Here is a 24,464-nt window from a genome sequence, read left to right on the forward strand (position 1 = left end):
TCGTCCGGTCGCACCGTAAGCTAAGAAAAACCTCTCGGTCCCCTCACTCCCCCTTCCAGGCGTTCGTTTGCCGGTGGATCATTTCCTCGCGAGCCCGCTCATGGTCGGCGAGCTGGGACATCGGCCGGCCGTCGCGGGCAAACTGAGGAGCAGCCGGCGTCCGATTGTCATTCACTGGCGCCCGGTATGCTCCGGACATCTGCTCGATCATGTGGTCCCGGTACGCTTCCGCCTTGGCCTCATCGGCGGTCATCTCCCGCGGCTCAACGATCGCGCCGTCATAGAGCGCTTGCAGCTCGTTCGCCGGCATGCCGCCGTTCCAGAAGGAACGAAACTCGTCATAGATCGGCAAATCTTTGGCCTTGGAAAGCGGCATCCCGCGGACGCTGTCACGCATGCTCAGCTTCTCGGCGTCGGTCATCATGTGAAGTTCCTTTCTTGGGGCTGAGGCGTTTGCGTCACCATCTCTCAGAAACACCGAGACGCGCACCGTGGCCCCGTCGGCCAGCACCCCGTCCTTGAACGCGCCGCAGATGCAGCTCTTGTGTCCGTGGTTATAGCAATCGCAGATGATCATTGCAGTTCCTCTCGAATTGGTGCGGCGAGGAGGTGAAGATGATAGCCCTCCTCGCCGCGCTGCCCGACGGTTACCAAGCACCAGGCATTCGTTGCGGCCACAGGTAGCCGATATTCGACCCGTCGCGCCTGAATTTGGGCAACCGAACGGTTTCGAGGAGCTTCGGCAAAGTGTCATCGACATTGACCAGCCATCGGTCGCCGGCTTGCCTTGCGATCGCCTCGGCTGTCTCTTGCGGGCTAACCTGGTCGTTACTCGCTTTCAGACGAATGAGGAGATTGGTGATTTTTACGGATAGCTCTTCGTACTCGATGAGATCTTTGGCCACCTGGTCCCGAGCCTCGATCGCCGCGGCCCGAGCAGCATCACGAATGGCTTTCTGCTCGCGCTGAACGGCCTGGGTCTTCAGCTCCGTCAGCTTGGCAGTTGCGCGTTCCAGGCGGCGCCGGCGAAAGTCGGCATCCTCCATATCCTTGCGGGCCTGAGCGACCGCTTCGGCGCGGGTGGCGGGATCCAGCGCGGTTTCCCGAGCTTTCTCGCTGGCGGTCTGCGCATCTCGATCTGCCTGCGCCACTTCCGCCAGGAGGTCGGAAAGCTGCTTCGAGGAAAGCTCGGCGCCGAAGGCATCGGCAATGCGGGTCTCAAGGTCAGGCTTCACGGCTGGTAACTTCCTGTCTCGTGTTGTCGTTGAGGTCGAGGAGATCACCCGGCTCGAAGACGCCCGAAAACTGGCTACCGGAGGCACGAAGCTTCTCGGCGGCTGCGGTCAGCACAAATTCGTTTACGGACACGCCGGCACGGCTGGCGGCTGCAAAGAGCGCGGCGCGAAAGCCCGACGTCACCCGGCCACCGTTCAACATCACGTTGACGATCGGGTCTTTCTGCTGGCGCGGTCTGGAAGCGATGTTGGTCATTTCCGCTATCTCCTGATCTCCATTTCGAGGAGCAGAAGAACACGGTTTACCGCCCCTGAGGATTGGCAGCGTCCGGTAGCGTATTACTTCTAGCCGTCCGCGTTAATGAGTTCAGAACTGGCTTTTGCTAGTCCCATTTCCATCAGAGACTTACATCTAGGGGACGCTAATGAGTTTTTTCGGACTTGGATGGAATTGGGCACTGACGTGGGGGAGCTTTCTCCTATCGGTCTTGTCTGCGGGTTGTTGGGCGTATTCCGCCTATATTCCCTTGGACGCCAAACCAATGATGGAACGAAAGCTGAATGATGATCTTGCCGACATCGTCGGTCCACTTCGTCGCCAAAGCGTCTGGAACGGTTGGGGAGCTGCGCTGGCTGCGGTCGCGGTGTTTCTCCAGGCTCTGAAGCAGTTCGTTTACGGTTAATCACGGCAGGCCTAAGTGCTCAAACACCCGCCTAACGCGCGGATGGTTTCGCTTTCCCTCTCGGAGGAGCTCGAGCGCGGCGACATCTCCATGCCTGACCATCTCAAGCGCCGGCGCGGAAATCTCCAGAGGAGCGCCTGGGCATGGCTGCACACCGATACCGAACTCCTTGCACCAGTTGCGGATCGTCTTCTCGCTCCGCCCGGTGACGTGGACGGCCGTTTTGAGGTTGATAATCTCATCCTTGCGCATGAGGATCGGCGCCAGGCCGAGGCCTTCGCATGCGAGGAGCTCGCTGTGGGTGAAGAGCGCGGCGTTCATGCCACGTCCCTCTCATGCTGAAACTGCAACGGCGTGATCACTTTTCCGTCGAGGCTCGGCGGCATAGACCCGGCAGCCATTACCTGCCGGACGAATGCCACTGCTCTCGCTTCGAACTTCTGACGAGCATCAACAACATTTGCGGGCTTGCTATCCGCCCAAACAAAAAGATCCAGCTGTTTCACGCGGCATCCTCCCTAGTGTTCGCAGGCAGAATGATATTCTTGGCCATCTTCAGGGTGAGAACTCCCCTGCCGAGCATGCGAGCCAGAATAGTCCGCACCGGCTCGCCGACGTCTTGGCCATCACAGATGGCGTCGATCATGATGTCTGCTTCGTGGCTATCCTTGGGTATTGGTAGTGGTAGGTTTGCCTCGTCGCCAGAATGGGCAAGCGAATAAGTGGACAGGGAACGAGATATCTCGGTCTCTCGCGTATACGTACCCTCTCGACCCTCAGAGCAAGAATCTGAAGGTGTTCTATTAAGGTAGTTATCAGGTAGGTGTTTGGGTAGCACGCCTGCAACCTCGTAGGATTGCACCGCTGCAACCTCATGAGGAAGCACCGCTGCAACTTCGCGAGGTTGCTCTTGTGCAACTTCGAGACGGTTTCTACGGCGCTCCTTAGCTGCCTCGCGAGCACGGTCTTCGCGGTCCATCTTGCCATCAATCACTAGGTTCATGCGGTCGGTGACAAAACTGTAGTGGTAGGTGGCCGTACGGCTTTCACGCAGTCTCACAAGCCACAGACAGCCGCTATTTGGATCGCACATCCTGTCGAGGCTACGCCGCACTGTATCGCGATGGCAGCCTAGCTGCGCAGCGAGCCGCTCCAAAGATGGGTTCGCGTCTCGTGTCCTGGCGTTGATGTGCTGCATGAGCCGAAATGCAACGCGGGTGTCGATGTCCTGGAGGGCGGTATCGCAGGTGATTGCGTCGATCACATCGAGCTTCCAAGATGTAAAGCTCTGCACCTCTTTCTCGGAAAGCTCCGCCGCCATCAGCTCATAGCCTTCCGCAGCATCCGGAAGCGCTGCGCCATCGCGCAAGCTTCAGACGCCTCCAGGGCGGAGAGGTCGAATCGGCGGCGCAACTCGGGGATGATCGGCTGAGGCGGCGATTGTTCGTCTGCAAGCCATTGGGCGGCCTGCTCGACAGCGGCGGAGTGCTGGTGCTCGGGAGGGCTGAGGTCGTTCATGCCGCCCTCCCGAACGTCGTCTGCAAACCGAGCTTTGCCGCGAGCGGAACCACCGGTACTACGATTTTCCCACCTACCTTGATGGTATCAAAGTCACCGCGTTCCGCAGCGGCATAAGCCGCATTTCGCCCAATTCCAAAAAACAGTCGACCCGCATCTACGACGGGAATGGTCGGACGGGACAAAGCTTCTTCTAACGTCACAATCAGCTCTCCTATGAGGTTACGCAACCTACGTAGGAATTTTTAACACGAACCGACCCGCTTGCAACTGATTTCTGCGTAAGTTACATAGGTTCATACAAACGGGGATTCTAAGATGCCGGACGAGAGCGAAAAGGACGAACAGAAGACGGAACGTTTCAATATGTTCATGTCACCGTCGGAAATGAAAGCGATCGACGACTGGGCGTGGCATAACAAAATCCGGTCTAAGTCGGAAGCTGTCAGGCGCCTATGCCAAATCGGCTTGCTGGTCGGCGGAGAGCTTGATGGTCTCAGTGACATCACGATCAAGATGTCCGACGCCTTGCGTGACCTGGATGATGAGACTTTTTCGTTTTGGGGTTTGATTGCCGACCCGGCGAATAAAGGGGACAAACTTAACCGCGAAGCTGTCCTATCCCTGCTCCAAGGGATCCTCGATCGTATCGAAAAAATCGAGGCGGCAGCTTCCGATATATCTAGCGCTCTGGTGGGCTTGTACTCCGGTGCGATCGGCATCGCTACCCACGATAGCGACGAGGGGCAGAGACTTGCCAGTGCCGCGCTTGGCACTGCAAACGAGACGATGGCAAAGATGCGTGAGCTAAGGGTGCAACGTCGGGCAACAATGTCTGTTCTCAGTGATATTTCGTATAAAGGCCCTAAGACGTCAGAAGTCCGGCCCGACGGAGAGCCTGAGTTATGAAGGGCCACATCACAGAACGCTCTCCCAGCAAATGGGCCATCGTCCTCGACGTGCCCGACCCAGAAACCGGCAAGCGCCGCCGCAAGTGGCATACCTTCCACGGAACGAAGCGCCAGGCCGAGACCGAGTGCGCTCGCCTGATCGCCGAATTGGACGGTGGAAGCTACATCGAGCCGGCCAAAACGACGGTGCGGGAATTCTTCGTCGAATGGCTGAAGCACGAGAAGGCGAACGTATCGCCGAAGACGCACCAACGTTACGAAGAGCTGCTCCTGAAGAACGTGGCCCCGATACTTGGCTCCATCACGCTCAACAAGCTCACCGCGGCGAAGATCGATGGGGCCTGGGGCAAGTTGCTCGAGAGCGGTCGTAGGGATGGAAAGGGGGGATTATCTCCCCGCACAGTCGGACACTGCCGCCGCGTCATGCTGACTGCTATGGAGCAGGCCGTGACGTGGGATCTGATGAAAAGGAACCCCGTAGCCGTCACTCGGCCGCCAAAGGTCGAGCGTTCCAAGATGGAGGCTTTCGACGCCCCGCAAACGTCCGTCATGCTCGACGACCTACGATCGAGCCGGGTATTCATCCCTGCTCTGCTGGCGGCGCTCTGTGGTCTCAGGAGGGGTGAGATCCTTGCTCTCCGTTGGCGGAACATTGATTTCGCGAACGCCGCTGTAGCGGTCAGGGAGAGCGCCGAACAGGTAGGGACGGAAGTCCGGTACAAAGAGACCAAGTCGGGTAAGGCCCGCACTGTGGCGCTCTCTTCGACCGTCCTTGAGGAACTGAAGCGCCACCGGCTCGCCCAGGCGGAGGAACAGCTTAAGATCGGGATTCGGCCCGGTGATGATTCTTTCGTGGTGGCTCAGGCCGACGGCCGCCCGCTGAAGCCGGTTTCGCTCACGCACGAGTGGACTAGGTTGCTCGCGAAGACGTCCCTGCCCCGCATCCGCTTCCACGATCTGAGGCACTCGCACGCCACGCAGCTCTTGGCCGCCGGCGTCCATCCGAAGATCGCAAGCGAGCGCCTCGGGCATTCGACGATCGGGATCACGCTCGACCTGTACTCGCACGTCATGCCCGGGATGCAAGCGAATGCTGCGGAGCAAGTTGACGCTGCGATCAAAGCTGCTAAAAAGCCAGCCATCGAGTGATTGGGTAGCAAATCGGTAGCAAGTGCCGTTTTCGAGAATTCAACAGAAAGTGGATTTCTCAACCTTTTCAATCGGATGGAAGAGTGTCCGAGTGGTTTAAGGAACCGGTCTTGAAAACCGGCGTGCGGGAGACCGTACCGTGGGTTCGAATCCCACCTCTTCCGCCAATCAGCCGATTACCGCGTCGCTGTCTGGCTGAGCCTGACACTGACTGAGACACTCTTGAGCTCTCGCCATATCGCCGAGGTTCGCGTGGAAACGGTAAGAGCCGGCATTCGGCTCGAAGCCGCCGCAGATTTCGCTTCCGTTGCCCGCTTAGACGGCTGCTTCACAAGCGAAAGTGGCTGCCCGGCCCTTGATGCATCTCAAAGTGATCGCGCCGACGAATACGTCATAACGTTGGGCCGGTGCCTAAGCCTTCCAATACTGCGCCTCAAACGGCTCGTCCAACGCCGGGTTGGTAATATTCCCCGCGTAATTCGCCATCACCGAGACCGCAAGCCCGGCGATCACTTCCAGTACTTGATCCTGCCCGAAGCCCACGCCGGTGAACGCGGAAATGTCCTGTTCGCCCACATGGCCACGCTTGTCGATCAACACGCGCGTGAAGCTGGAGAGCGCGGCGTATTTGGCATCTTTCGGCAACCGCCTTTCGCGAATTGCGCCAACATCGTCGGCGTCGACCCCTTCCTTCAGTGCCATCGTCGAATGGAAGGCGACGGCCCATGCGCAGGTGTTGGCAACGGCGTTGGTCAACAGCAGCACCTGCTTCTGCGGACCGTTGAAACTACCGCCGTGGAAATTGCCGAAGGCACCGACGAAGCCGTTGATCAGTGTCGGTGACTCCGCCATCGTCGCGGCCAAGTTGGGAATGAGGCCGACCGCCTGCTTTAATCCTTGCAAGGCGAGCGTGGATTTTTCGGGGGCAGATTCGAGGGTGTGGACGCGATATTGGTGCATGGTGAAATCCTATGAGGGGATGAGCACGCGGCAGATGCTGCGCTGGCTGTACTGTTGGCCGGCACGGGCTGAGCCTCAATTCCCTGTCAGGTAAGTTGGTCGCGGAAACGATTGGAAAAGGTACTCTTGTCGCGCGTCTGAATTGCCGCTTACCTGACAGGGAATTGACCCCGTCCATGGAAGAGATATGTCGCACATCATGTTCGCTCCACTTTCCTCTGCGTCGGTCGCGGCAGGCGCGCAGATTGGCTCGCTGCTGCAGTACTGGCGCAAGACACGCAGCCTCAGCCAGCTGGCGCTGGCGCATGAGGCCGGGGTGTCGCCACGCCACATCTGCTTTCTTGAGACCGGTCGCGCGAAGCCGAGCCGCGAAATGGTGCTGCTGCTTTCCAACGTGCTCGATATTCCTTTGCGCGAGCGCAACGTACTGCTCCTCGCCGCCGGCTTTGCGCCTGTGTATGCCGAGACCGCGCTCGAAGCGCCGGAACTCGGCGCGGTGCAGACGGCGTTACGCGCAATCCTGCGCCAGCAGGAGCCGTTTCCGGCGGTGGTCATGAACCGGCACTGGGACATCCTTCACACCAACGAGGCCGCCCAGCGCTTCTTTGGCCTGCTGCTTGGCGAGCCCGCGTCCGCCGGGCCGGCCAACGTGGTGCGGATGATGTTCAATTCGAACGGCCTGCGTCCGTTTGTCAGCAACTGGGAGACGGTGGCCGGGGCGCTGATTCAGCGTGTGCATCGCGAGGCCGTTAGTGGTGTGACCGACCCGGCGACCGCTCGGTTGCTGGAAGAAGTGCTGGCTTACGCGGACGTACCAAAGCACCTGCGCCGGCCGAATCCGAACACGCCATCGATGCCGGTGATACCGGTATGCTTTCGCAAGGATGAGCACATTTTCAACTTTTTCTCGACCGTTACCACACTGGGCACGCCGCAGGATGTGACGCTACAGGAGCTGCGCATCGAGTGCTTCTTCCCCGCAGATGCCGCGACAGAGGCGCGGGCTTTGCGTGAACTCGCTCCAAGGCCTCGAAGCGCTCCGGTGGATGAGGATCATTCGATCTCAGAAGGTTCGACTTCCACCTCTTTGCGGACGTCTTCCACCACCTGAGAGGAATTTGGAGGGCTATGGTGCGCAGGCATAGTTCTCATCACTATCCCGCACGGCCCGCCATGCTTGCCGTTGGCAAAGGCGGTTTCCGTCAATCCGATCGCCGATCGTCGTTAACGAGGCGGGCCATTTGCCTTTCGCGAGGGAAAGATACCGAGCCCGACCTCGTCAACCCTTAGCAAAACCTCTCAGCGTCTCGCCGGAAAGCCGGTAGCGGATCCACTCGGTCATCGGTTCGGCGCCGATCGCTTCGTAGACCCGGATCGCCGGCTCGTTCCAGTCGAGCACGCTCCATTCGAAACGGCCGCAGCCGTTCTCGACGGCGATCTGCGCGAGCCGTTGCAGCATCGCCTTGCCGGCGCCGAACCCGCGCGCCTTCGGCGTCACATACAGGTCTTCGAGATAAAGCCCGTTCTTCGCCTGCCAGGTCGAATAGCTGAAGAACCAGATGGCCATGCCGACGGGGACGCCGTCCTGCTCGCAGACCAGTGCCCGGGTTACCGACGTCTCGCCGAAAATGGAGCTCTCGATCGTCTCGACGGTCGCCGCAACCTCGTGCTCGGCCTTTTCGTAGATCGCCAGTTCGCGGATGAAACCGAGCAGCGTCGCCGCATCCTGGCGGACGGCCTCACGTATGGTCAACACCATCGAAAACCCTTTGAATTGAATGGGCTGAAGCTATGTCTTGAGGCGAGCTTCAGTGTCAAGGGATGTGCCTCGGCGCTCACTCGGCGGCCGTCTTGATCTCGATGACTTCGACCTCGTAGGAATAGCCGTCAAGCATGCCATAGGCCTGCTCGATGTTGCCGATCTCGGTCTCGGCCTTGCCGATCGCGTCGTTGATGGCCTCGCAGCGGGACCGCAACATGCGCCCCAGCACATCCGCATTCGGCTTGCGGCCGATGCGATCGATATGGTTGCGGATGCGGGCGCGGTGCCGCTCCATTTCGAGGATGTGGAAACGGGCATTGACGATCTTGTCAGTAAGCTTGCGCCTTATGGCGGCGACGGGATCGAAGCTTCCCGGCTCGCGCTCGTCGAGAATGATCTCGTTGACCAGCGTTTCGAGAATCACCAGCCCCTGCAGGTCCTTCGTGTCGGCGAGCTCAGGGTCGTAACCCGTGTCGTCGTAGACTTTTCGGCGTACCGGATCGGAGAGCAGTTCATAGGACACGGTCAGTTTTCCGAATGCATCGACGTCGCCGCCGGCATCCGGATGAACCGTTTTCGCGCGTTTGCGATAGGCAGACTTGATGGCTACGCCATCCGCCTCGCGCGAAACACCAAGCATCTCATAAGGGTCGATCACAGTGTCACCTGTTTTCGGCAAATCCGGTTTCATTGTCTAACGGCTAAGGCCAGCGGTCTCAACCCCTCACCGACTCTTGTGGCCAATTATGGGCAGGGTCATGCCCCTGCCTGTCTTTCCCACAGACTAGTTCTCTTGATCTATCCGCCTTGGCCCAGCGATGCCGCGCGGCCAGGTCAGGCGTCTGCCTTCGGCGACCGGTGCCATCAGGAAGCTGACCAGCACGCAGGGCAGAAGCACGAGGAAAGTCGCGACCAGGCTTATATGTTCGGCGATGAAGCCAAGCAGCGGAGGGACGCCAATCGTCGACAGCATCAGCGTCAGGGACAGCGCCGCAAGGTTTTCCGACGGCTTGCCCTTGCCGAGTGCGATCGTCGTCGAGACCGCCAGCGGAAAAGCAAGCGCCACGCCACAGCCGATCAGGAAAAGTGCCGCACCCGCAAGCGTCAGGTCCGGCGTCGCCACCAGAAGCGTGACCCCGGCTGCGACCGAAACGGCCGAGGCACGCACCAGAACCCTCGGGCCAAAACTATCTCGCAGCATGTCGCCGCAGAGCCGCGTCAACCCCATGCCGATGGTGAAGGCGGCGTAGAGTACGCCGGCAATCGCCGGATCGGCATTCAAGTGTTCGCGCAGGAAAAAGATGCCCCAGTCGTAAATCGCGCCCTCGACGATACAGAGACCGAAAACCATCACGCAGATCAGCAGGATCTTCCTGTCGGGAAGCACGTAGGCCGAACCCTTGCGGTCGCGCGGCGTCTCCGGTGCCGGGTCTTTCGGTGTAACCCAGAAGACAAATAAACAGGCGGCGATGACGAAACCGGTGGCGAGCGTCTGCTGGACGAAGGGCGTCACCGCCTTTTCGGCGAGGAAGCCGGAACACAAGGATCCGACCAGCAGGCCGATCGACCAGAAACCATGGCTGCGCGACAGCACCTTCCGGCCGGTGCGCTGCTCGATGCCGGCGGAAATCATGTTGGCGGCAACATCGAAAATCGTGCGGAAAAAGCCGAACAAAAAGAAACAGATCACAAAGCCCGCGACCGGCAGGACAGTGAGCGCCGGGCTGAGCAGGGCGCAGATCGGCAAGGTCACGAGCGCCGTCAGCCGCGGGGAGAAACGGTCGTTGATGCGACCGGCAAGCGGCAGGGCGAGAAATGTGCCGAGAGGAGCACTCAGCAGGGCCAGACCGAGCGCGGCCTTGTCGATCCCCATCGAGGCCTGAATGGCCGGCAGCCGGGTGAACAGCGAAATGAACAGGATCGCATTGCTGAAATAGAGCAGAGCGGGCGGTAAAAGGCTTTTCATCGAAATTGCATGTCCGGGCGAATCGAACTCCCCGCCGGATTCGTGACAGCGTCTTTACCCATCGACAAGCGACGATACCGGGACCCTGCCCTGCGCCACCAGCGGGCGGAATATCACGAAAATGTGCAGATAACGGCTGCTTCTGCCTCAAGGCGTCATCATTCTGTAATCATTCGGATTCGCCTGCCTTGAAGAAAGGCGTTGCACGAAAAATTTGCAGGCGCCATCTTCTCCTTCCGCCGAAAGGCGCTAGCCTTCTGGTGCTCGCCCCTGGAGAAAGCCCGATGCTCGTTCGATTTGTTGCTGTCGTCCTGTGTTTCGCTCTCTGTTCCCTTACCGCCGCCAGGGCCGAAGATCCGGTCGCGGATGCCCAGGCGGTGATTTCCAGCCAGATCGCCGCACTTCGGCTCGACGATGCGGAAAAGGCCTATTCTCTCGCCTCCCCCGGCATTCGCAGCCTCTATCCCAACAAGGATCAATTCCTGGCGATGGTGAGAAAGGCCTACGAGCCGGTCTATCATGCCGGCAACTATGCTTTTGGCCGCTCCAAGATGATCGGCGGTGGCGAAGTGGTGCTGCAGGAAGTGATGATCAGCGCCAAGGAGGGCAAGGACTGGACGGCCATCTACGAGATGCGGCTGATGGACGACGGGTCCTATAAGGTCAACGGCGTGCGGATGATCCGCAACACCGCCAGCCAGGGCATCTGACAGCCTCGCGTCAGACGGGATCGATGTCGCCCTTCGCCCACATTTCCTGGGTTTCCGCGTAGAAATCTGCAAAGCGGCCTTCGGCGATCGACTGGCGGATGCCCTTCATCAGGTCCTGATAGTAGTTCAGGTTGTTCCAGGAGAGCAGCATGCCGCCGAGCGCTTCGTCGGCGCGCACGAGATGGTGCAGGTAGGCGCGGGAATAGTCGCGCGCGGCCGGGCAGTTCGATTCCTCGTCCAGCGGCCGCATATCCTCCGCATGGCGGGCATTGCGGATGTTGACCTTGCCGCGGCGGGTGAAGGCGAGCCCATGGCGGCCCGAACGGGTCGGCATGACGCAGTCGAACATGTCGATGCCGCGCGCCACGGATTTCAGCATGTCGTCCGGCGTGCCGACGCCCATCAGGTAACGCGGCTTTTCGAACGGCAGGACAGGCAACGTCGTCTCCAGCATCTTCAGCATGATGTCCTGCGGTTCGCCGACGGCAAGGCCGCCGACCGCATAACCCTTCAGGTCGAGCTGTTTCAGGCCTTCGGCCGAGCGGATGCGCAGGTCCGGCTGGTCGCCGCCCTGGACGATCCCGAACATCGCCTTGCCCGGCTGATCGCCAAAGGCGACGCGGCAGCGCTCGGCCCAGCGCAGTGACAGTTCCATCGCCCGCTCGATCTCCTTCGGCTCGGCCGGCAGAGCCACGCATTCGTCGAGCTGCATCTGGATGTCGGAGCCAAGCAGTCCCTGGATCTCGATCGAGCGCTCCGGCGACATGTGATGCAGGCTGCCGTCGACATGGCTCTTGAAGGTGACGCCCTTTTCGTCGAGCTTTCTCAGGCCCGAGAGCGACATGACCTGGAAGCCGCCGCTATCCGTCAGGATCGGATGTTTCCAGCGGATCAGTTCATGCAGGCCACCCAGCCGCGCGACGCGCTCCGCACCCGGCCTCAGCATCAGGTGATAGGTATTGCCGAGAATGATATCGGCGCCGGTATCGCGTACCTGGTCGAGATACATGGCCTTGACGGTGCCGACCGTGCCGACCGGCATGAAGGCCGGGGTGCGGATCGTGCCCCGCGGCATGGTGATCTCGCCAAGCCTGGCGCCGCCATCGGTGGCCTTGAGATTGAACTGGAAAGTCTCGGTCATCGGTCGTCCCGGAAAAGCAGGCTGGAATCGCCATAGGAATAGAAGCGGTAGCCGGTTTCGATCGCGTGGGCGTAAGCCGACCGCATCGTTTCCAGCCCGCAGAAGGCCGAGACGAGCATGAACAGCGTCGATCTCGGCAGATGGAAATTGGTCATCAGCATGTCGACCGCCTTGAAGCGGTAACCGGGAGTAATGAAAATGCCCGTCGCGCCGCTCCAGGGCTTTATCGTGCCGTCATCGGCTGCGGCGCTTTCGATCAGCCTCAGCGACGTGGTGCCAACGCAGACGATACGGCCGCCGGCGCGTCTCACGGCATTCAGCCGTGCGGCGATCTCGGCGCTCACATAGCCGATCTCCTGATGCATCTTGTGTTCGGCCGTGTCGTCGGCCTTGACCGGCAGGAAGGTGCCGGCCCCGACATGCAGCGTCACGAAATGCCGCTCGATGCCGGCCGCGTCGAGGGCCGAGAACAGGTCCGGCGTGAAATGCAGGCCGGCGGTCGGGGCCGCGACGGCACCCTCCTCGCGGGCGTAGATGGTCTGATAGTCCTTTTGGTCCTGCGCATCTTCCGGGCGCTTGGCCGCGATATAGGGCGGCAGCGGAATGTGCCCGACCGACATGATCGCCTCGTCGAGCACCGGACCCGAAAGATCGAAGCGAAGGGTGACTTCTCCGCCCTCGCCCTTGTCTTCCACGGTTGCCGCAAGCGAACCGATCAGGCAGGCATTGCCACCATGGCCGAATTCGATCCGGTCGCCGATCTTGATGCGTTTTCCCGGCTTGGCGAAGGCCTTCCAGCGATCGGGGGCGACGCGCATGTGCAGCGTCGCGGAAACCTGCTGGCCGCCAGCTCCTTCGCGGTGGCGGATGCCTTCGAGCTGCGCCGGTATGACCTTGGTGTCGTTGAAGACCAGTGCGTCGCCCGGTCTCAGAAAACCCGGCAGATCCGACACGCGGTGATCGGCAAGCACCGGCTCGCCTTCCGGCCTGACGACGAGCAGCCGGGCGCTGTCGCGCGGGCTTGCGGGCCTCAGCGCGATGTTTTCTTCTGGCAGATCGAAGTCGAAGAGGTCGACGCGCATGGACTTTCCAGAAATAAGAAACCCGCCCCGCCGACAGACGGAGCGGGTTATTCGTTTAAGTGAGATCAAACGTCGGCGGCGACGCGGACAGACACGATCGAGTCCGGATCCTTGACCGGCTCGCCCTTCTTGATCTGGTCGATGAAGTCCATGCCTTCGATGACCTGGCCCCAGACGGTGTACTGCTTGTTCAGCCACGGGGCGTCGGTGAAGCAGATGAAGAACTGCGAATTGGCGGAGTTCGGGCTCTGCGAGCGGGCCATGGAGCAGGTGCCGCGCACGTGCGGAACGGCGGAGAATTCAGCCTTCAGATCCGGCTTCTCGGATCCACCCATGCCGGCGCGGGCCGGGTTGAAGTCCGCACCACCCTGCTTGCCGAACTTCACGTCGCCGGTCTGGGCCATGAAATCGGGAATGACGCGGTGGAAAACGACGCCATCATAGGCATTCTCGCGAGCGAGTTCCTTGATGCGGGCGACGTGGCCCGGCGCCAGGTCGGGCAGAAGCGAGATGACGACCTTGCCCTTGGTGGTTTCCATGATGAGGGTGTTTTCCGGATCCTTGATCTCGGCCATATGCTTTCTCCTTGGTACGGCGCCCGATTGTCGTCAGCGACGGGGCGCCCTTCGTTTAATTCCTGCGGCTTACTTCTTGCCGACGGTGACTTTGATCATCTTGTCGGGATCGGTGACTTCGCCATTGCCACCCTGGCCGCGCTTGATCTTGTCGACGAGTTCCATGCCCGACACGACCTTGCCGACGACGGTGTACTGGCCGTCCAGGCTCGGATATTTGGTGAACATGATGAAGAATTGCGAGTTGGCGGAATTCGGGTCCTGCGACCGCGCCATGCCGACGACGCCGCGTTCAAACGGTACCTTCGAAAATTCGGCCGGAATATTCGGCATTTCCGATCCGCCCATGCCGGCGCGAGCCGGGTTGAAGCTCTTGCCCCCCTGCTTGCCGAATTGGACGTCACCGGTCTGGGCCATGAAGCCGTTGATGACGCGGTGGAAAACGACATTGTCGTATTCACCCTTGGCGGCGAGCGCCTTGATCTGCGCCACATGTTTCGGCGCGACTTCCGGCATCAGCTGGATCACCACCGGACCGTCCTTCAACTGGATGGTCAGGAAATCATCCGGTGCGGCAAGCGCCGGCAGGACCATCGATGCAAGGGCGAAAACGCCAGCGACGGCAAGACGAAGCAGTTTCATGGAAAGAACTCCGGGTTTCGGAAACGATCAGCGTTTCAGCTTGTTGTTCAGGGCCTTGAGGACCGCGGCAGGCACGAAGGCGCTGACGTCGCCGCCCATCGCCGCGATCTGCCGGACCAATGTGGCCGTAATGGGCCGCGAGGCGGTGCCCGCCGGCAGGAAAACGGTCTGGATATCCGGCGCCATCTGGCGGTTCATGCCGGCCATCTGCATTTCATAGTCGAGATCGGTGCCGTCGCGCAGGCCGCGGATCAGAAGGCCGGCGCCATTGGCGCGGGCGGCATCGACCACCAGCTTGTCGAAGGAAACGACCGAAACATGGCCGGCCCTGCCCGGCAGCGCCTCACTGAGCGAGGCGCTGATGAGTTCTGCCCGCTCCTCGAAGGTGAACATCGGCACCTTACCCGGATGAATGCCGATCGCGACGATCACCTTGTCCGCCACATTGAGCGCCTGGACGAGTACGTCCAGGTGGCCATGCGTCATCGGGTCGAAAGAACCGGGATAGAAAGCAGTGGTCATGCCGAAGTCCGGGCCTGTTTCAGCGAAATTTCACGCGCCTTTTGTCACGGAAGCCGCTTTACCGCAAGCATCTCCAATTCTGAACGAAATATGAATGGCCCGTTCAAGGGCGTTTCAGCGGCACCGTGGTCTTATGACGATCGTGGCGGGCGAAAGACCCGTCCGTATCTCGGGAGAAACGACCGGAAATGCTGGCTTTGATGGTGATGGGAGCCGTGATTATCGCTTTTGCACTGGAGGCCTTCGTTGTTGCCTTCGGACCGGAAGAAGCCTGAAAGACTTCGAATTCTGAACGCCAGATGAACAGAGCATTCAAGGACGCTTCAGAGCGACAAGGTTAAGTATCTCTCAAAATGCGGTGGAACCTGTTTGCGCGATGCGCGTTCAGGCTAACAAGAAGGACAGATGGCGATGATCGCGAGAAGGAAAACGGTCATGCTGGACAAGATCACCATGATCAACCTGGTCTGGACGGCCATGATTGCGGTGATGCTGACGGCAACAGTAACCCTTTATCAAGATAAATCCCAATTGGCAGATCTGAATTATCCGCAGGTAACCGGTCGTTATAGCGATCTCTCTTATTACTGAGGCGGATACACGGACGAGAAAGGAATCCCATGTTCGTGACGTTGACAGTACTTGCAGGTTTGATCAGCATCATGTTCGTGGCTTCCGTGGCCTCAACGATTTCCGAGCTCCGGCGCGAACGCGCGGACATGAAGGATTTCAGTGATTTCGCGCGCCGCCACAGCGCATTCTGACGATTTGACGGTAGCGAACCGCGTTCACGCAGACTTCCCGTCGCAAGCGGTTCACACAAAAGCCGGAGGATTTTCATCCTCCGGCTTTTTATTTTGCCCAGCTTTGATGGGAGTGCGGCCTATTCGGCCGCACCCTCATCCGTCGGGCCGGCTTCCGGCGCGGCGGCGCCGAGATCGCCGGTCTCGCTGACGATTTCCTCCGGCAGACCATTGCCGTTTTCCTCGTCGCCTTCCGGCTCGCTGATACGTTCGACCGAAACAACCTTCTCGTCCTTGGCGGTCGAGAAGATCGTAACGCCCTTCGTCGCGCGGCTGGCAATGCGGATACCGTTGACCGGCACACGGATCAGCACGCCGCCATCGGACACGAGCATGATCTGGTCGTTGTCTTCGATCGGGAAGGCGGCAACCAGTTCGCCGATCTCCGTGGTCTTGGAGGTATCGGTGGCGCGGATGCCCTTGCCGCCGCGGCCAGAGGTGCGGAAGTCGTAGGAAGACGACCGCTTGCCGAAGCCCTTCTCGGACACCGTCAGCACGAACTGCTCGTGTTCCTTGAGATACTCGTAGCGATCATCGGGAAGCTGTCCCTCTTCGGTGACTTCTTCGCCGACCAGCGCGATATCCTCCTCGTCGACGCCTGCCGCACGCCGTTCGGCAGCCGAGCGCTTGAGGTAGGCCGCACGTTCCCACGGTTCTGCATCGACATGGCCGACAATCGTCATCGAGATGATACGGTCGCCTTCGCCGAGCGAGATGCCGCGCACGCCGATCGAATTGCGGCCGGCAAAGACACGCACGTCGTCGACGGGGAAGCGGATGCACTGGCCGAGCGCGGTCGTCAGAAGCACGTCGTCGCCGGGTTCACCGAGGTCGAGGTTCGGACCCTTGCAGGTCTCGACGGAGAGGATTTCATCGCCCTCCTCCTCCAGCTTCATGGCGATCTTGCCGTTGCGGTTCACCTGCACGAAGTCCGACAGCTTGTTGCGGCGAACGGTGCCGCGGGTCGTCGAGAACATCACGTCCAGGTTTTCCCAGGTCGTTTCGTCCTCGGGCAGCGGCATGATCGTGGTGATGCGCTCGCCCGGCTCCAGCGGCAGCATGTTGATCAGCGCCTTGCCGCGGGACTGCGGCGTGCCGATCGGCAGGCGCCAGACCTTTTCCTTGTAGACGATGCCGCGCGAGGAGAAGAACAGAACCGGCGTGTGGGTATTGGCCACGAACAGGCGCGTGACGAAATCCTCGTCGCGCGTCGCCATGCCGGAACGGCCCTTGCCGCCGCGACGCTGGGCGCGATAGGTGCCGAGCGTGACGCGCTTGATATACCCGAGATGTGAAACGGTGACGACCATGTCCTCGCGGGCGATGAGATCCTCATCGTCCATTTCCAGGCCGGCATCGAGAATCTGCGTGCGGCGCGGCGTGCCGAATTCGTCGCGCACGGCAGCGAGCTCTTCCTTGACGATCGTCTGGATGCGCAGGCGCGACGACAGGATGTCGAGATAGTCGCTGATTTCGGCGCCGATCTTGTTGAGTTCGTCGCCGATTTCGTCACGGCCAAGTGCCGTCAGGCGGGCGAGACGGAGCTCGAGGATGGCGCGGGCCTGTTCCTCGGAGAGATTGTAGGTGCCGTCCTCGTTGATACGGTGGCGCGGATCGTCGATGAGGCGGATCAGCGCATCGACGTCCTGAGCCGGCCAACGACGGGTCATCAACTGCTCGCGCGCCGTCTGCGGATCGGGCGCGCGGCGGATCAGAAGGATGATCTCGTCGATATTGGCGACAGCGATCGCAAGGCCCACCAGGACGTGGGCGCGTTCGCGAGCTTTGCGCAGCAGATATTTCGTGCGCCGGCTAACCACTTCCTCGCGGAAGGACACGAAGGCGCGCAGCATGTCGAGCAGCGCGAGCTGTTCCGGCTTGCCGCCGTTCAGCGCCACCATGTTGCAGCCGAAGGAGGTCTGCAGCGGCGTGTAGCGATAGAGCTGGTTGAGGATCACGTCCGCATTGGCATCGCGCTTCAGTTCGACGACGACCCGGTAGCCCTGGCGGTCGGATTCGTCGCGCAGGTCGGAAATGCCCTCGATGCGCTTTTCACGCACCAGTTCGCCGATCTTCTCGACCATGGTCGCCTTGTTCACCTGAAAGGGAACTTCGGTGATGATGATCTGCTCGCGGTCGCCGCGCATCGGCTCGATCGCTGCGACGCCACGCATGATCACCGAGCCGCGACCGGTCTCGTAGGCGGAACGGATGCCGGCCCGCCCGAGGATCAATGCGCCTGTCGGAAAGTCCGGACCGGGAATGATCTCCATCATTTCCGGAAGTTCGATCGCCGGGTTGTCGATCAGGGCGATACAGCCGTTGATCACTTCCACCAGATTGTGCGGCGGGATATTGGTCGCCATGCCGACGGCGATGCCGCCGGCGCCGTTGACCAGCAGGTTCGGGAATTTCGCCGGCACCACGACGGGCTCGGACAGCGTGCCGTCATAGTTGTCGCGGAAATCGACGGTTTCCTTGTCGAGATCGTCGAGCAGGGCGTGGGCCGCTTTCTCGAGGCGGCACTCGGTGTAACGTTCGGCCGCCGGCGGGTCGCCGTCGATCGAACCGAAATTGCCCTGACCATCGATCAGCGGCAGGCGGAGCGACCAATCCTGCGCCATGCGCGCCAGCGCGTCATAGATCGCCGAGTTGCCGTGCGGATGGAACTTACCCATCACGTCCCCGGTCACACGGGCGCATTTGACGTATTTCTTGTTCCAGTCGATGCCGAGTTCCGACATGCCGTAGAGGATACGCCGGTGAACCGGCTTCAATCCGTCGCGGACGTCAGGAAGGGCGCGGCTGACGATGACGCTCATGGCGTAATCGAGGTAGGACCGCTGCATCTCTTCCATGATGGAAATGGGTTCGATGCCTGGAGGCAGCTTTCCGCCGCCGGGTGTGCTTTGCTCAGTCAAATCGGATCACGATCTCTGTTCGGAATCAGTTTCTTTTTTATAGCGGAAAGCGGTTCCGAGCGCCAATTTCCACGATGGTTTTGAACAGCTTTTGCGGCTTTGACGCGGCTTTTGAACGAGGCCGAAACATGCCGCGACGCGAATAGGGTGGGCTTTCTTTCGCTGCCGGCCTGTCCTAACAATCTTCGCATGCGACTGCAAGGATTGCAGCCCGACAGGGAGAGGATATGGCGACCCCCGATATGCTGGTCAATGCCCTGACCACGATGCTCGTGACACTCGATCCGCCGGGGCTGGCGCCGGTCTTTCTGGGCCTGACCGTCGGCATGACCGCCGTCCAGCGGCGCCAGGTCGCCTTCCGCGGATCGCTGATCGCCTTCGGCATCCTCGCCGTCTTCGCGCTGTTCGGCTCCAGCGTGCTCGGGATGCTCGGGATATCGATCGGTGCCTTCCGCATTGCCGGCGGCCTGCTGCTCTTCTGGATCTCCTTCGAAATGGTGTTCGAGAAACGCCAGGAGCGGAAGGAGAAGACATCCCAGGCGGCAATTACCATCGACCATATCCACAATATCGCGGTCTTTCCGCTGGCGCTGCCGCTGATTGCCGGACCGGGCGCGATCTCCGCCACCGTCCTGCTTTCCGGCACCCTGCCCGGCATTGTCGACCGTGCACTCTTCATCGGCGTCATCGCGCTGATCATGCTGCTCGTCTACGCGACGCTTCTGGTCGCCGAGCGGCTCGACCGTTTCCTCGGCGTCACCGGAAGGGCAATCCTCACCCGCCTGCTCGGCGTCATCCTCGCGGCACTCTCCGTTCAGTTCGTGGTCGACGGGGTGCGCTCGGCCTTCAATCTTTAGGCCTCAGTCTTTGGGCAAGACCCAGCCTTAGGTAAGACACGGGCGACAGAGCGGAATTTTCTGATAAAACGCGATTCAATCCCACCTCACTCGAAGGTCTCCATGATGCGCCGTCTGTTGCGCCGGCTCCTGCCGGAAGCCACCCCCGTCAGCCCCAGGGAAAGACTGCGCGCAGCACTTGGCGCGCTTGCGGGAATTCTGGTGACGGGATTGCTGGGAAGCCTGGCTTTGAAAGCAGATGCAACGCTTCCGGCGCTGGTCGCCCCCATGGGCGCTTCGGCCGTGCTGCTGTTTGCGGTGCCTTCCAGCCCGCTTGCCCAACCCTGGTCGATCCTTGGCGGCAATATCGTCGCGGCCCTGGTTGGAGTGACCGCCGCTCTTCTGATAACCGACCCGTTCCTGGCCTCGGCGGTGGCGATCGCTGTTGCCATCGCCGCGATGATGACGCTTCGGTGCCTGCATCCCCCGAGTGGCGCGATCGCGCTCACCGCCGTGCTCGGCGGACCGGCGATCCACGAACTCGGATATGGCTTCGTGATCTGGCCGATCGCCGGCAATTCGCTGGCCCTGCTGTTGATCGCGCTGGTCTTCAACAATCTGACGGGACGTCGGTACCCGCACGCGGCCAAGCCGGCGGCCGATCACGGCACGACCGATCCCGCCTCGATCCAGCGCATCGGCTTCACCTCCGCCGACCTCGACGATGTCCTGAAAGAATACGACGAGTTCCTGGATATCGACCGCGACGACCTCGAAACGATCCTGCGGCGGACGGAACTGCGCTCCTATCGCCGGCGCGCCGGTCATCTCGATTGCGCCAGCATCATGTCACGCGATGTGGTGGCGGTGGCTCCGGACAATTCGCTGAAGGAGGCACATGATCTGATGCGCGTCCACCATTTCAAGGCCCTGCCGGTCACCAATGACAGGGCGGAAGTGGTTGGCATCGTCACCCAGACCGATTTTCTCGACAAGGCGTATTGGACGAGAGGCCGGCCAAAAATCGGATTTGCGCAGCGCCTGCGCCTCGTTCTGTCGGGCGCCAGCGCGCCGAACGACACGGTCAAGGACATCATGACGACGCCGGTCAAAACGGTTGGCCCGGACACGCCGATCGCAGACGCGATCGTTATCTTCGCCGAAGAGGCGCTGCACTACCTGCCGGTAACCCGGGAGAACAACAAACTGGTCGGCATTCTGTCGCAATCCGACGTCCTGGTCGCGATGCTCGCCGACAAGGCGGCCGCCTGAGCAATAATTCAGGCAGCTGCCGTTTCAGAAATCGATGGCGACCGACCGATCAGAACGGAATGTCGTCATCGAGATCACGCGAGAAATTACCGCCGGCCGGCTGACCGCCCGAGGACTGACCGCCACGGCTCGCACCGCCCGCGGCAGGCCGGCGCTCGTAATCGTCACCGCCACCAAAATCGTTGCCGCCGAAGTCATTGCCGACACGATTGCCGCCAGCACCACCACGGTCGCCGCCGCCCTCGCCGCGACCGTCCAGCATGGTCAGCGTCGAGTTGAAGCCCTGGAGCACGATTTCCGTCGAATAGCGGTCGTTGCCTGTCTGGTCCTGCCACTTGCGGGTCTGCAGCGCGCCTTCGATATAAAGCTTGGCGCCCTTTTTCACATATTGTTCGACGACCTTGCAGAGGCCCTCGTTGAAGACGACGACCGTGTGCCATTCGGTCTTCTCGCGGCGTTCGCCATTGTTGCGATCACGCCAGGTTTCGGACGTGGCGATGCGAAGGTTGGCGATCGGCCGGCCGTCCTGCGTCCGGCGGATTTCAGGATCAGCCCCCACATTCCCCACCAGGATTACCTTGTTCACACTACCAGCCATATTCGTCACCTCATCTGCCACCCGCCCGGCGGCACCAAAAATCAATCGCGGCACTTTAGCCCATCGGGCGCAGCCATTGGGGTTTTTGCGACCTTTAATCCACAGGCAAATTTGTTCTTTATTTGTTCTAGTTTATTCCTATAGTGCTGTCAACCGACTCGGGAACGGCGCCGCATCGCAGCAGTTTCGTCTCGACAGCCGAGGATCTATCACTACATAAGGACCTTCAATCCTCCCGAGAGCATGAAGATGAGTGAACTGAAGAGCATTTCTATACGTGGTGCGCGCGAGCACAATTTGAAGGGCATCGATCTCGATCTGCCGCGCAACTCGCTGATCGTCATGACCGGCCTATCGGGTTCGGGCAAATCGTCGCTCGCCTTCGACACGATCTATGCGGAAGGCCAGCGGCGGTATGTGGAAAGCCTTTCGGCCTATGCACGCCAGTTCCTGGAGATGATGCAGAAGCCGGATGTCGACCAGATCGACGGGCTTTCGCCGGCAATCTCGATCGAGCAGAAGACCACCTCGCGCAATCCGCGCTCGACGGTCGGCACGGTTACCGAGATCTACGACTATATGCGCCTGCTTTTTGCCCGTGTCGGGGTGCCTTATTCTCCGGCAACAGGACTGCCGATCGAAAGCCAGACGGTCAGCCAGATGGTCGACCGCATCCTCGCTTTCGAGGAAGGCACGCGTCTTTATATTCTGGCGCCGATGATCCGCGGCCGGAAAGGCGAGTACAAGAAGGAACTGGCAGACCTGATGAAAAAGGGCTTTCAGCGGGTGAAGGTCGATGGCCAGTTCTACGAGATCGCCGACGTTCCGGCGCTCGACAAGAAATACAAGCACGATATCGATATCGTCGTGGACCGCCTCGTGGTACGCTCCGACATCTCCGCACGCCTGGCCGACAGTCTCGAAACCTCGCTGAAACTGGCCGACGGGCTGGCCGTCGCCGAATTCGCCGACAAGCCGCTGCGCGCCGAGGATACCTCAGCCGGGGGCTCCGCCAACAAGTCGCTCAACGAAACGCACGAGCGGGTGCTGTTTTCGGAAAAATTCGCCTGCCCCGTCTCCGGTTTCACCATTCCGGAAATCGAGCCGCGGCTGTTTTCGTTCAACAATCCCTTCGGCGCCTGCCCGACCTGCGACGGCCTCGGCTCACAGCAGAAGGTGGACGAAGCGCTGATCGTGCCGGAACCCGCCCGCACGCTGCGGGATGGCGCGATCGCCCCTTGGGCGAAATCCACCTCGCCCTATTATAACCAGACGCTCGAAGCGCTCGGGAAAGTTTTCGGTTTCAAGCTGTCCAGCCGCTGGAACGAACTTTCCGAAGAAGCACAAAAGGCCATCCTGGAAGGGACCGAGGAAAAGATCGAGTTCCACTATGCCGATGGTGCCCGTTCCTACAAGACGGTCAAGAATTTCGAAGGCATCGTGCCGAACCTCGAACGCCGCTGGAAGGAAACCGATTCCGCCTGGGCCCGCGAGGAGATCGAACGCTACATGTCGGCGGCGCCCTGCCCGGCCTGCAACGGTTATCGCCTGAAGCCGGAAGCGCTGGCAGTCAAGATCAACAAGCTGCATATCGGCCAGGTCACGGAGATGTCCATACGCCTCGCCCGCGACTGGTTCGAGGTGCTGCCGGAACAGCTGAATGCCAAGCAGAACGAGATCGCAGTCCGCATTCTGAAAGAAATCCGCGAACGCCTGCGGTTCCTGAACGATGTCGGCCTCGATTATCTCAGCCTGTCGCGAAATTCCGGCACATTGTCCGGTGGCGAAAGCCAGCGCATCCGACTCGCCTCGCAGATCGGCTCGGGCCTGACCGGCGTTCTTTACGTGCTCGACGAACCGTCGATCGGCCTGCACCAGCGCGACAATGCCCGCCTGCTCGATACGCTGAAACACCTGCGCGACATCGGCAACACGGTCATTGTCGTCGAACACGACGAGGATGCGATCCTGTCGGCTGACTACGTCGTCGATATCGGCCCGGCAGCCGGCATTCATGGCGGACAGGTGGTGGCCGAAGGCACGCCACACGAAGTGATGGCCAATCCGAAGTCGCTGACTGGCAAGTATCTGTCGGGCGAACTCGGCGTGCCGGTTCCGATGGAGCGCCGCAAGCCGAAGAAGGGCAAGGAAATTAAGGTTTTTGGCGCCCGCGGCAACAACCTCAAGAATGTCACAGCCGCCATTCCGCTCGGCGTGTTTACCGCCGTGACCGGCGTTTCCGGCGGCGGCAAGTCGACCTTCCTGATCGAGACGCTTTATAAATCCGCCGCTCGCCGCGTCATGGGCGCGCGCGAAATCCCGGCCGAGCACGACAGGATCGACGGTTTCGAGCATATCGACAAGGTGATCGATATCGACCAGTCGCCGATCGGCCGTACGCCACGATCCAACCCGGCGACCTATACCGGCGCCTTCACGCCGATCCGCGACTGGTTTGCCGGCTTGCCGGAGGCAAAAGCTCGTGGCTACCAGCCCGGCCGTTTCTCGTTCAACGTCAAGGGCGGCCGTTGCGAGGCCTGCCAGGGCGACGGCGTCATCAAGATCGAGATGCACTTCCTGCCGGATGTCTATGTCACCTGCGACGTCTGCCACGGGAAACGCTATAATCGCGAGACGCTCGACGTCACCTTCAAGGGCAAGTCGATCGCCGACGTGCTCGACATGACGGTCGAGGAAGGCGTCGAGTTCTTCTCGGCAGTGCCGGCGGTGCGCGACAAGCTGCAGTCGCTCTTCGATGTCGGCCTCGGCTATATCAAGGTCGGCCAGCAGGCCAATACGCTTTCGGGTGGCGAGGCGCAGCGCGTCAAGCTAGCCAAGGAATTGTCGAAACGCTCGACGGGACGCACGCTCTACATTCTCGACGAACCGACAACCGGCCTGCATTTCCATGATGTCGCCAAGCTCCTGGAAATGTTGCACGAACTGGTCAACCAGGGAAATTCCGTGGTGGTCATCGAGCACAATCTGGAAGTCATCAAGACGGCCGACTGGATCATCGATATCGGCCCGGAAGGCGGCACGGGCGGCGGCGAAGTGGTCGCGGCCGGCACGCCCGAGCAGATCGTCAAGGAAAAGCGCTCCTATACCGGCCATTTCCTGAAAGAACTGCTGGAGCGTCGGCCGATGAAGAAGGTGGAAGCGGCGGAGTAATTCTTCG

The 24,464-nt window shown here is 60.7% G+C and carries 30 protein-coding genes and 1 tRNA gene; 11 read left to right on the forward strand and 20 right to left on the reverse strand.

What is annotated here, in order from left to right; genetic code table 11:
• Positions 1-43 precede the first annotated feature (43 nt).
• The 3 genes from PMI07_RS27705 to PMI07_RS27715 form a co-directional block, all read right to left on the reverse strand.
• The gene (locus PMI07_RS27705; protein ID WP_007763813.1) at positions 44-577 is read right to left on the reverse strand and encodes a hypothetical protein; all 534 of its coding nucleotides are present in this window, start codon (positions 575-577) and stop codon (positions 44-46) included.
• A gap of 70 nt (positions 578-647) precedes the next feature.
• Positions 648-1,235 carry a hypothetical protein gene (locus PMI07_RS27710; protein ID WP_007763810.1) on the reverse strand — a complete coding sequence of 196 codons (588 nt, stop codon included), beginning with the start codon at positions 1,233-1,235 and terminating at the stop codon, positions 648-650.
• Positions 1,225-1,491, reverse strand: coding sequence for a hypothetical protein (locus PMI07_RS27715; RefSeq protein ID WP_007763808.1), 267 nt, complete (start codon positions 1,489-1,491; stop codon positions 1,225-1,227). Before PMI07_RS27715 ends, PMI07_RS27710 begins: the two co-directional genes overlap by 11 nt.
• Before the next feature lie 169 nt (positions 1,492-1,660).
• On the opposite strand from PMI07_RS27715, the gene PMI07_RS35140 reads away from it, so the two are divergent.
• Positions 1,661-1,918, forward strand: coding sequence for a hypothetical protein (locus tag PMI07_RS35140; RefSeq protein ID WP_007763804.1), 258 nt, complete (start codon positions 1,661-1,663; stop codon positions 1,916-1,918).
• Here PMI07_RS35140 and PMI07_RS27720 read toward each other — a convergent pair whose 3' ends face one another.
• The 5 genes from PMI07_RS27720 to PMI07_RS34560 are packed head-to-tail and all read right to left on the reverse strand — an operon-like array spanning position 1,919 to position 3,639.
• A complete protein-coding gene (locus PMI07_RS27720; RefSeq protein WP_007763803.1) occupies positions 1,919-2,239 on the reverse strand; it encodes a hypothetical protein in 321 nt (106 codons plus the stop codon).
• Positions 2,236-2,424: a hypothetical protein gene (locus PMI07_RS27725; RefSeq protein WP_007763802.1), complete on the reverse strand. Its 189-nt coding sequence runs from the start codon at positions 2,422-2,424 to the stop codon at positions 2,236-2,238. The genes PMI07_RS27720 and PMI07_RS27725 overlap by 4 nt, the downstream gene beginning before the upstream one ends.
• Positions 2,421-3,287, reverse strand: a complete 867-nt coding sequence (locus tag PMI07_RS27730) for a helix-turn-helix domain-containing protein (protein WP_007763801.1) — start codon at positions 3,285-3,287, stop codon at positions 2,421-2,423. Before PMI07_RS27730 ends, PMI07_RS27725 begins: the two co-directional genes overlap by 4 nt.
• Positions 3,239-3,436: a hypothetical protein gene (locus PMI07_RS27735; RefSeq protein WP_007763795.1), complete on the reverse strand. Its 198-nt coding sequence runs from the start codon at positions 3,434-3,436 to the stop codon at positions 3,239-3,241. The genes PMI07_RS27730 and PMI07_RS27735 overlap by 49 nt, the downstream gene beginning before the upstream one ends.
• Positions 3,433-3,639, reverse strand: a complete 207-nt coding sequence (locus PMI07_RS34560; protein ID WP_245277246.1) for a DNA-binding protein — start codon at positions 3,637-3,639, stop codon at positions 3,433-3,435. Before PMI07_RS34560 ends, PMI07_RS27735 begins: the two co-directional genes overlap by 4 nt.
• A 115-nt stretch (positions 3,640-3,754) precedes the next feature.
• Between PMI07_RS34560 and PMI07_RS27740 the strand changes: the two genes are divergently transcribed.
• From PMI07_RS27740 to PMI07_RS27750, 3 genes are all read left to right on the forward strand, one after another.
• Positions 3,755-4,345 (forward strand): hypothetical protein, encoded by a 591-nt coding sequence (locus tag PMI07_RS27740; RefSeq protein WP_007763791.1) that lies wholly within the window; start codon positions 3,755-3,757, stop codon positions 4,343-4,345.
• The gene (locus PMI07_RS27745; RefSeq protein ID WP_007763788.1) at positions 4,342-5,496 is read left to right on the forward strand and encodes a tyrosine-type recombinase/integrase; all 1,155 of its coding nucleotides are present in this window, start codon (positions 4,342-4,344) and stop codon (positions 5,494-5,496) included. The genes PMI07_RS27740 and PMI07_RS27745 overlap by 4 nt, the downstream gene beginning before the upstream one ends.
• 77 nt (positions 5,497-5,573) lie before the next feature.
• A tRNA-Ser gene (locus PMI07_RS27750) sits at positions 5,574-5,663 on the forward strand.
• Between the two features lie 244 nt (positions 5,664-5,907).
• Here the strand turns inward: PMI07_RS27750 and PMI07_RS27755 are convergent.
• Entirely contained in the window at positions 5,908-6,456 is a 549-nt protein-coding gene (locus tag PMI07_RS27755) for a carboxymuconolactone decarboxylase family protein (protein ID WP_007763776.1), read from the reverse strand.
• Between the two features lie 187 nt (positions 6,457-6,643).
• Between PMI07_RS27755 and PMI07_RS27760 the strand changes: the two genes are divergently transcribed.
• Complete coding sequence (locus tag PMI07_RS27760; RefSeq protein ID WP_007763773.1) at positions 6,644-7,567, forward strand: helix-turn-helix transcriptional regulator; 924 nt, start codon at positions 6,644-6,646, stop codon at positions 7,565-7,567.
• A gap of 168 nt (positions 7,568-7,735) precedes the next feature.
• Here PMI07_RS27760 and PMI07_RS27765 read toward each other — a convergent pair whose 3' ends face one another.
• The 3 genes from PMI07_RS27765 to PMI07_RS27775 form a co-directional block, all read right to left on the reverse strand.
• On the reverse strand, positions 7,736-8,215 hold the full coding sequence (locus PMI07_RS27765) for a GNAT family N-acetyltransferase (RefSeq protein WP_007763770.1): 480 nt from the start codon (positions 8,213-8,215) through the stop codon (positions 7,736-7,738).
• Between the two features lie 76 nt (positions 8,216-8,291).
• Complete coding sequence (locus PMI07_RS27770) at positions 8,292-8,909, reverse strand: J domain-containing protein (protein ID WP_155956667.1); 618 nt, start codon at positions 8,907-8,909, stop codon at positions 8,292-8,294.
• 93 nt (positions 8,910-9,002) lie between these two features.
• Positions 9,003-10,184, reverse strand: coding sequence for an MFS transporter (locus tag PMI07_RS27775; RefSeq protein WP_007763761.1), 1,182 nt, complete (start codon positions 10,182-10,184; stop codon positions 9,003-9,005).
• Positions 10,185-10,468: 284 nt separating this feature from the next.
• Here PMI07_RS27775 and PMI07_RS27780 point away from each other — a divergent pair, with 284 nt between their 5' ends.
• Positions 10,469-10,894 (forward strand): DUF4864 domain-containing protein, encoded by a 426-nt coding sequence (locus PMI07_RS27780; protein WP_007763760.1) that lies wholly within the window; start codon positions 10,469-10,471, stop codon positions 10,892-10,894.
• A 10-nt stretch (positions 10,895-10,904) separates the two neighbouring features.
• On the opposite strand, the gene tgt is transcribed toward PMI07_RS27780, so the two are convergent.
• The 6 genes from tgt to PMI07_RS35145 form a co-directional block, all read right to left on the reverse strand.
• Entirely contained in the window at positions 10,905-12,035 is a 1,131-nt protein-coding gene (tgt, locus tag PMI07_RS27785) for a tRNA guanosine(34) transglycosylase Tgt (RefSeq protein ID WP_007763758.1), read from the reverse strand.
• The gene (gene queA / locus PMI07_RS27790; protein WP_007763756.1) at positions 12,032-13,117 is read right to left on the reverse strand and encodes a tRNA preQ1(34) S-adenosylmethionine ribosyltransferase-isomerase QueA; all 1,086 of its coding nucleotides are present in this window, start codon (positions 13,115-13,117) and stop codon (positions 12,032-12,034) included. Before queA ends, tgt begins: the two co-directional genes overlap by 4 nt.
• Positions 13,118-13,182: 65 nt before the next feature.
• Complete coding sequence (locus PMI07_RS27795) at positions 13,183-13,692, reverse strand: peptidylprolyl isomerase (RefSeq protein WP_007763754.1); 510 nt, start codon at positions 13,690-13,692, stop codon at positions 13,183-13,185.
• Positions 13,693-13,761: 69 nt separating this feature from the next.
• Entirely contained in the window at positions 13,762-14,334 is a 573-nt protein-coding gene (locus PMI07_RS27800; RefSeq protein WP_007763751.1) for a peptidylprolyl isomerase, read from the reverse strand.
• 27 nt (positions 14,335-14,361) lie between these two features.
• Positions 14,362-14,856 (reverse strand): pantetheine-phosphate adenylyltransferase, encoded by a 495-nt coding sequence (coaD, locus tag PMI07_RS27805; RefSeq protein ID WP_007763749.1) that lies wholly within the window; start codon positions 14,854-14,856, stop codon positions 14,362-14,364.
• A 103-nt stretch (positions 14,857-14,959) separates the two neighbouring features.
• Entirely contained in the window at positions 14,960-15,172 is a 213-nt protein-coding gene (locus PMI07_RS35145; protein WP_155956668.1) for a hypothetical protein, read from the reverse strand.
• A 119-nt stretch (positions 15,173-15,291) separates the two neighbouring features.
• Between PMI07_RS35145 and PMI07_RS35150 the strand changes: the two genes are divergently transcribed.
• A complete protein-coding gene (locus PMI07_RS35150; RefSeq protein ID WP_155414821.1) occupies positions 15,292-15,447 on the forward strand; it encodes a hypothetical protein in 156 nt (51 codons plus the stop codon).
• A 29-nt stretch (positions 15,448-15,476) separates the two neighbouring features.
• Positions 15,477-15,620 (forward strand): hypothetical protein, encoded by a 144-nt coding sequence (locus tag PMI07_RS35460; protein WP_007763744.1) that lies wholly within the window; start codon positions 15,477-15,479, stop codon positions 15,618-15,620.
• A 119-nt stretch (positions 15,621-15,739) separates the two neighbouring features.
• On the opposite strand, the gene gyrA is transcribed toward PMI07_RS35460, so the two are convergent.
• Positions 15,740-18,580 (reverse strand): DNA gyrase subunit A, encoded by a 2,841-nt coding sequence (gene gyrA, locus PMI07_RS27810; RefSeq protein WP_024164216.1) that lies wholly within the window; start codon positions 18,578-18,580, stop codon positions 15,740-15,742.
• 227 nt (positions 18,581-18,807) lie between these two features.
• Here gyrA and PMI07_RS27815 point away from each other — a divergent pair, with 227 nt between their 5' ends.
• Together PMI07_RS27815 and PMI07_RS27820 are read left to right on the forward strand one after the other, a co-directional pair.
• Positions 18,808-19,437 carry a MarC family protein gene (locus tag PMI07_RS27815; protein ID WP_007763740.1) on the forward strand — a complete coding sequence of 210 codons (630 nt, stop codon included), beginning with the start codon at positions 18,808-18,810 and terminating at the stop codon, positions 19,435-19,437.
• 105 nt (positions 19,438-19,542) lie between these two features.
• Positions 19,543-20,688 carry an HPP family protein gene (locus tag PMI07_RS27820; protein ID WP_037088662.1) on the forward strand — a complete coding sequence of 382 codons (1,146 nt, stop codon included), beginning with the start codon at positions 19,543-19,545 and terminating at the stop codon, positions 20,686-20,688.
• Between the two features lie 49 nt (positions 20,689-20,737).
• Here the strand turns inward: PMI07_RS27820 and PMI07_RS27825 are convergent, their stop codons facing one another.
• Positions 20,738-21,286: a single-stranded DNA-binding protein gene (locus PMI07_RS27825; protein WP_007763736.1), complete on the reverse strand. Its 549-nt coding sequence runs from the start codon at positions 21,284-21,286 to the stop codon at positions 20,738-20,740.
• Between the two features lie 249 nt (positions 21,287-21,535).
• On the opposite strand from PMI07_RS27825, the gene uvrA reads away from it, so the two are divergent.
• Positions 21,536-24,457 carry an excinuclease ABC subunit UvrA gene (gene uvrA, locus PMI07_RS27830; RefSeq protein WP_007763734.1) on the forward strand — a complete coding sequence of 974 codons (2,922 nt, stop codon included), beginning with the start codon at positions 21,536-21,538 and terminating at the stop codon, positions 24,455-24,457.
• Positions 24,458-24,464: the final 7 nt, after the last annotated feature.

This window comes from Rhizobium sp. CF080 (genome assembly GCF_000282095.2).
GTDB lineage: Bacteria > Pseudomonadota > Alphaproteobacteria > Rhizobiales > Rhizobiaceae > Neorhizobium.

Coding starts and splice junctions, on each gene's coding strand:
- PMI07_RS27825 (WP_007763736.1), bottom strand. CDS start 21,286: ATGGCTGGTAGTGTGAACAAGGTAATCCTGGTGGGGAATGTGGGGGCT.
- PMI07_RS27740 (WP_007763791.1), top strand. CDS start 3,755: ATGCCGGACGAGAGCGAAAAGGACGAACAGAAGACGGAACGTTTCAAT.
- PMI07_RS27715 (WP_007763808.1), bottom strand. CDS start 1,491: ATGACCAACATCGCTTCCAGACCGCGCCAGCAGAAAGACCCGATCGTC.
- coaD (WP_007763749.1), bottom strand. CDS start 14,856: ATGACCACTGCTTTCTATCCCGGTTCTTTCGACCCGATGACGCATGGC.
- PMI07_RS27770 (WP_155956667.1), bottom strand. CDS start 8,909: ATGAAACCGGATTTGCCGAAAACAGGTGACACTGTGATCGACCCTTAT.
- queA (WP_007763756.1), bottom strand. CDS start 13,117: ATGCGCGTCGACCTCTTCGACTTCGATCTGCCAGAAGAAAACATCGCG.
- PMI07_RS27755 (WP_007763776.1), bottom strand. CDS start 6,456: ATGCACCAATATCGCGTCCACACCCTCGAATCTGCCCCCGAAAAATCC.
- PMI07_RS27735 (WP_007763795.1), bottom strand. CDS start 3,436: ATGAACGACCTCAGCCCTCCCGAGCACCAGCACTCCGCCGCTGTCGAG.
- PMI07_RS27765 (WP_007763770.1), bottom strand. CDS start 8,215: ATGGTGTTGACCATACGTGAGGCCGTCCGCCAGGATGCGGCGACGCTG.
- PMI07_RS35140 (WP_007763804.1), top strand. CDS start 1,661: ATGAGTTTTTTCGGACTTGGATGGAATTGGGCACTGACGTGGGGGAGC.
- PMI07_RS27780 (WP_007763760.1), top strand. CDS start 10,469: ATGCTCGTTCGATTTGTTGCTGTCGTCCTGTGTTTCGCTCTCTGTTCC.
- PMI07_RS27720 (WP_007763803.1), bottom strand. CDS start 2,239: ATGAACGCCGCGCTCTTCACCCACAGCGAGCTCCTCGCATGCGAAGGC.
- PMI07_RS27820 (WP_037088662.1), top strand. CDS start 19,543: ATGCGCCGTCTGTTGCGCCGGCTCCTGCCGGAAGCCACCCCCGTCAGC.
- tgt (WP_007763758.1), bottom strand. CDS start 12,035: ATGACCGAGACTTTCCAGTTCAATCTCAAGGCCACCGATGGCGGCGCC.
- PMI07_RS27815 (WP_007763740.1), top strand. CDS start 18,808: ATGGCGACCCCCGATATGCTGGTCAATGCCCTGACCACGATGCTCGTG.
- PMI07_RS27795 (WP_007763754.1), bottom strand. CDS start 13,692: ATGGCCGAGATCAAGGATCCGGAAAACACCCTCATCATGGAAACCACC.
- PMI07_RS27800 (WP_007763751.1), bottom strand. CDS start 14,334: ATGAAACTGCTTCGTCTTGCCGTCGCTGGCGTTTTCGCCCTTGCATCG.
- uvrA (WP_007763734.1), top strand. CDS start 21,536: ATGAGTGAACTGAAGAGCATTTCTATACGTGGTGCGCGCGAGCACAAT.
- PMI07_RS35150 (WP_155414821.1), top strand. CDS start 15,292: ATGCTGGACAAGATCACCATGATCAACCTGGTCTGGACGGCCATGATT.
- PMI07_RS27760 (WP_007763773.1), top strand. CDS start 6,644: ATGTCGCACATCATGTTCGCTCCACTTTCCTCTGCGTCGGTCGCGGCA.
- PMI07_RS35460 (WP_007763744.1), top strand. CDS start 15,477: ATGTTCGTGACGTTGACAGTACTTGCAGGTTTGATCAGCATCATGTTC.
- PMI07_RS27705 (WP_007763813.1), bottom strand. CDS start 577: ATGATCATCTGCGATTGCTATAACCACGGACACAAGAGCTGCATCTGC.
- PMI07_RS27775 (WP_007763761.1), bottom strand. CDS start 10,184: ATGAAAAGCCTTTTACCGCCCGCTCTGCTCTATTTCAGCAATGCGATC.
- PMI07_RS27745 (WP_007763788.1), top strand. CDS start 4,342: ATGAAGGGCCACATCACAGAACGCTCTCCCAGCAAATGGGCCATCGTC.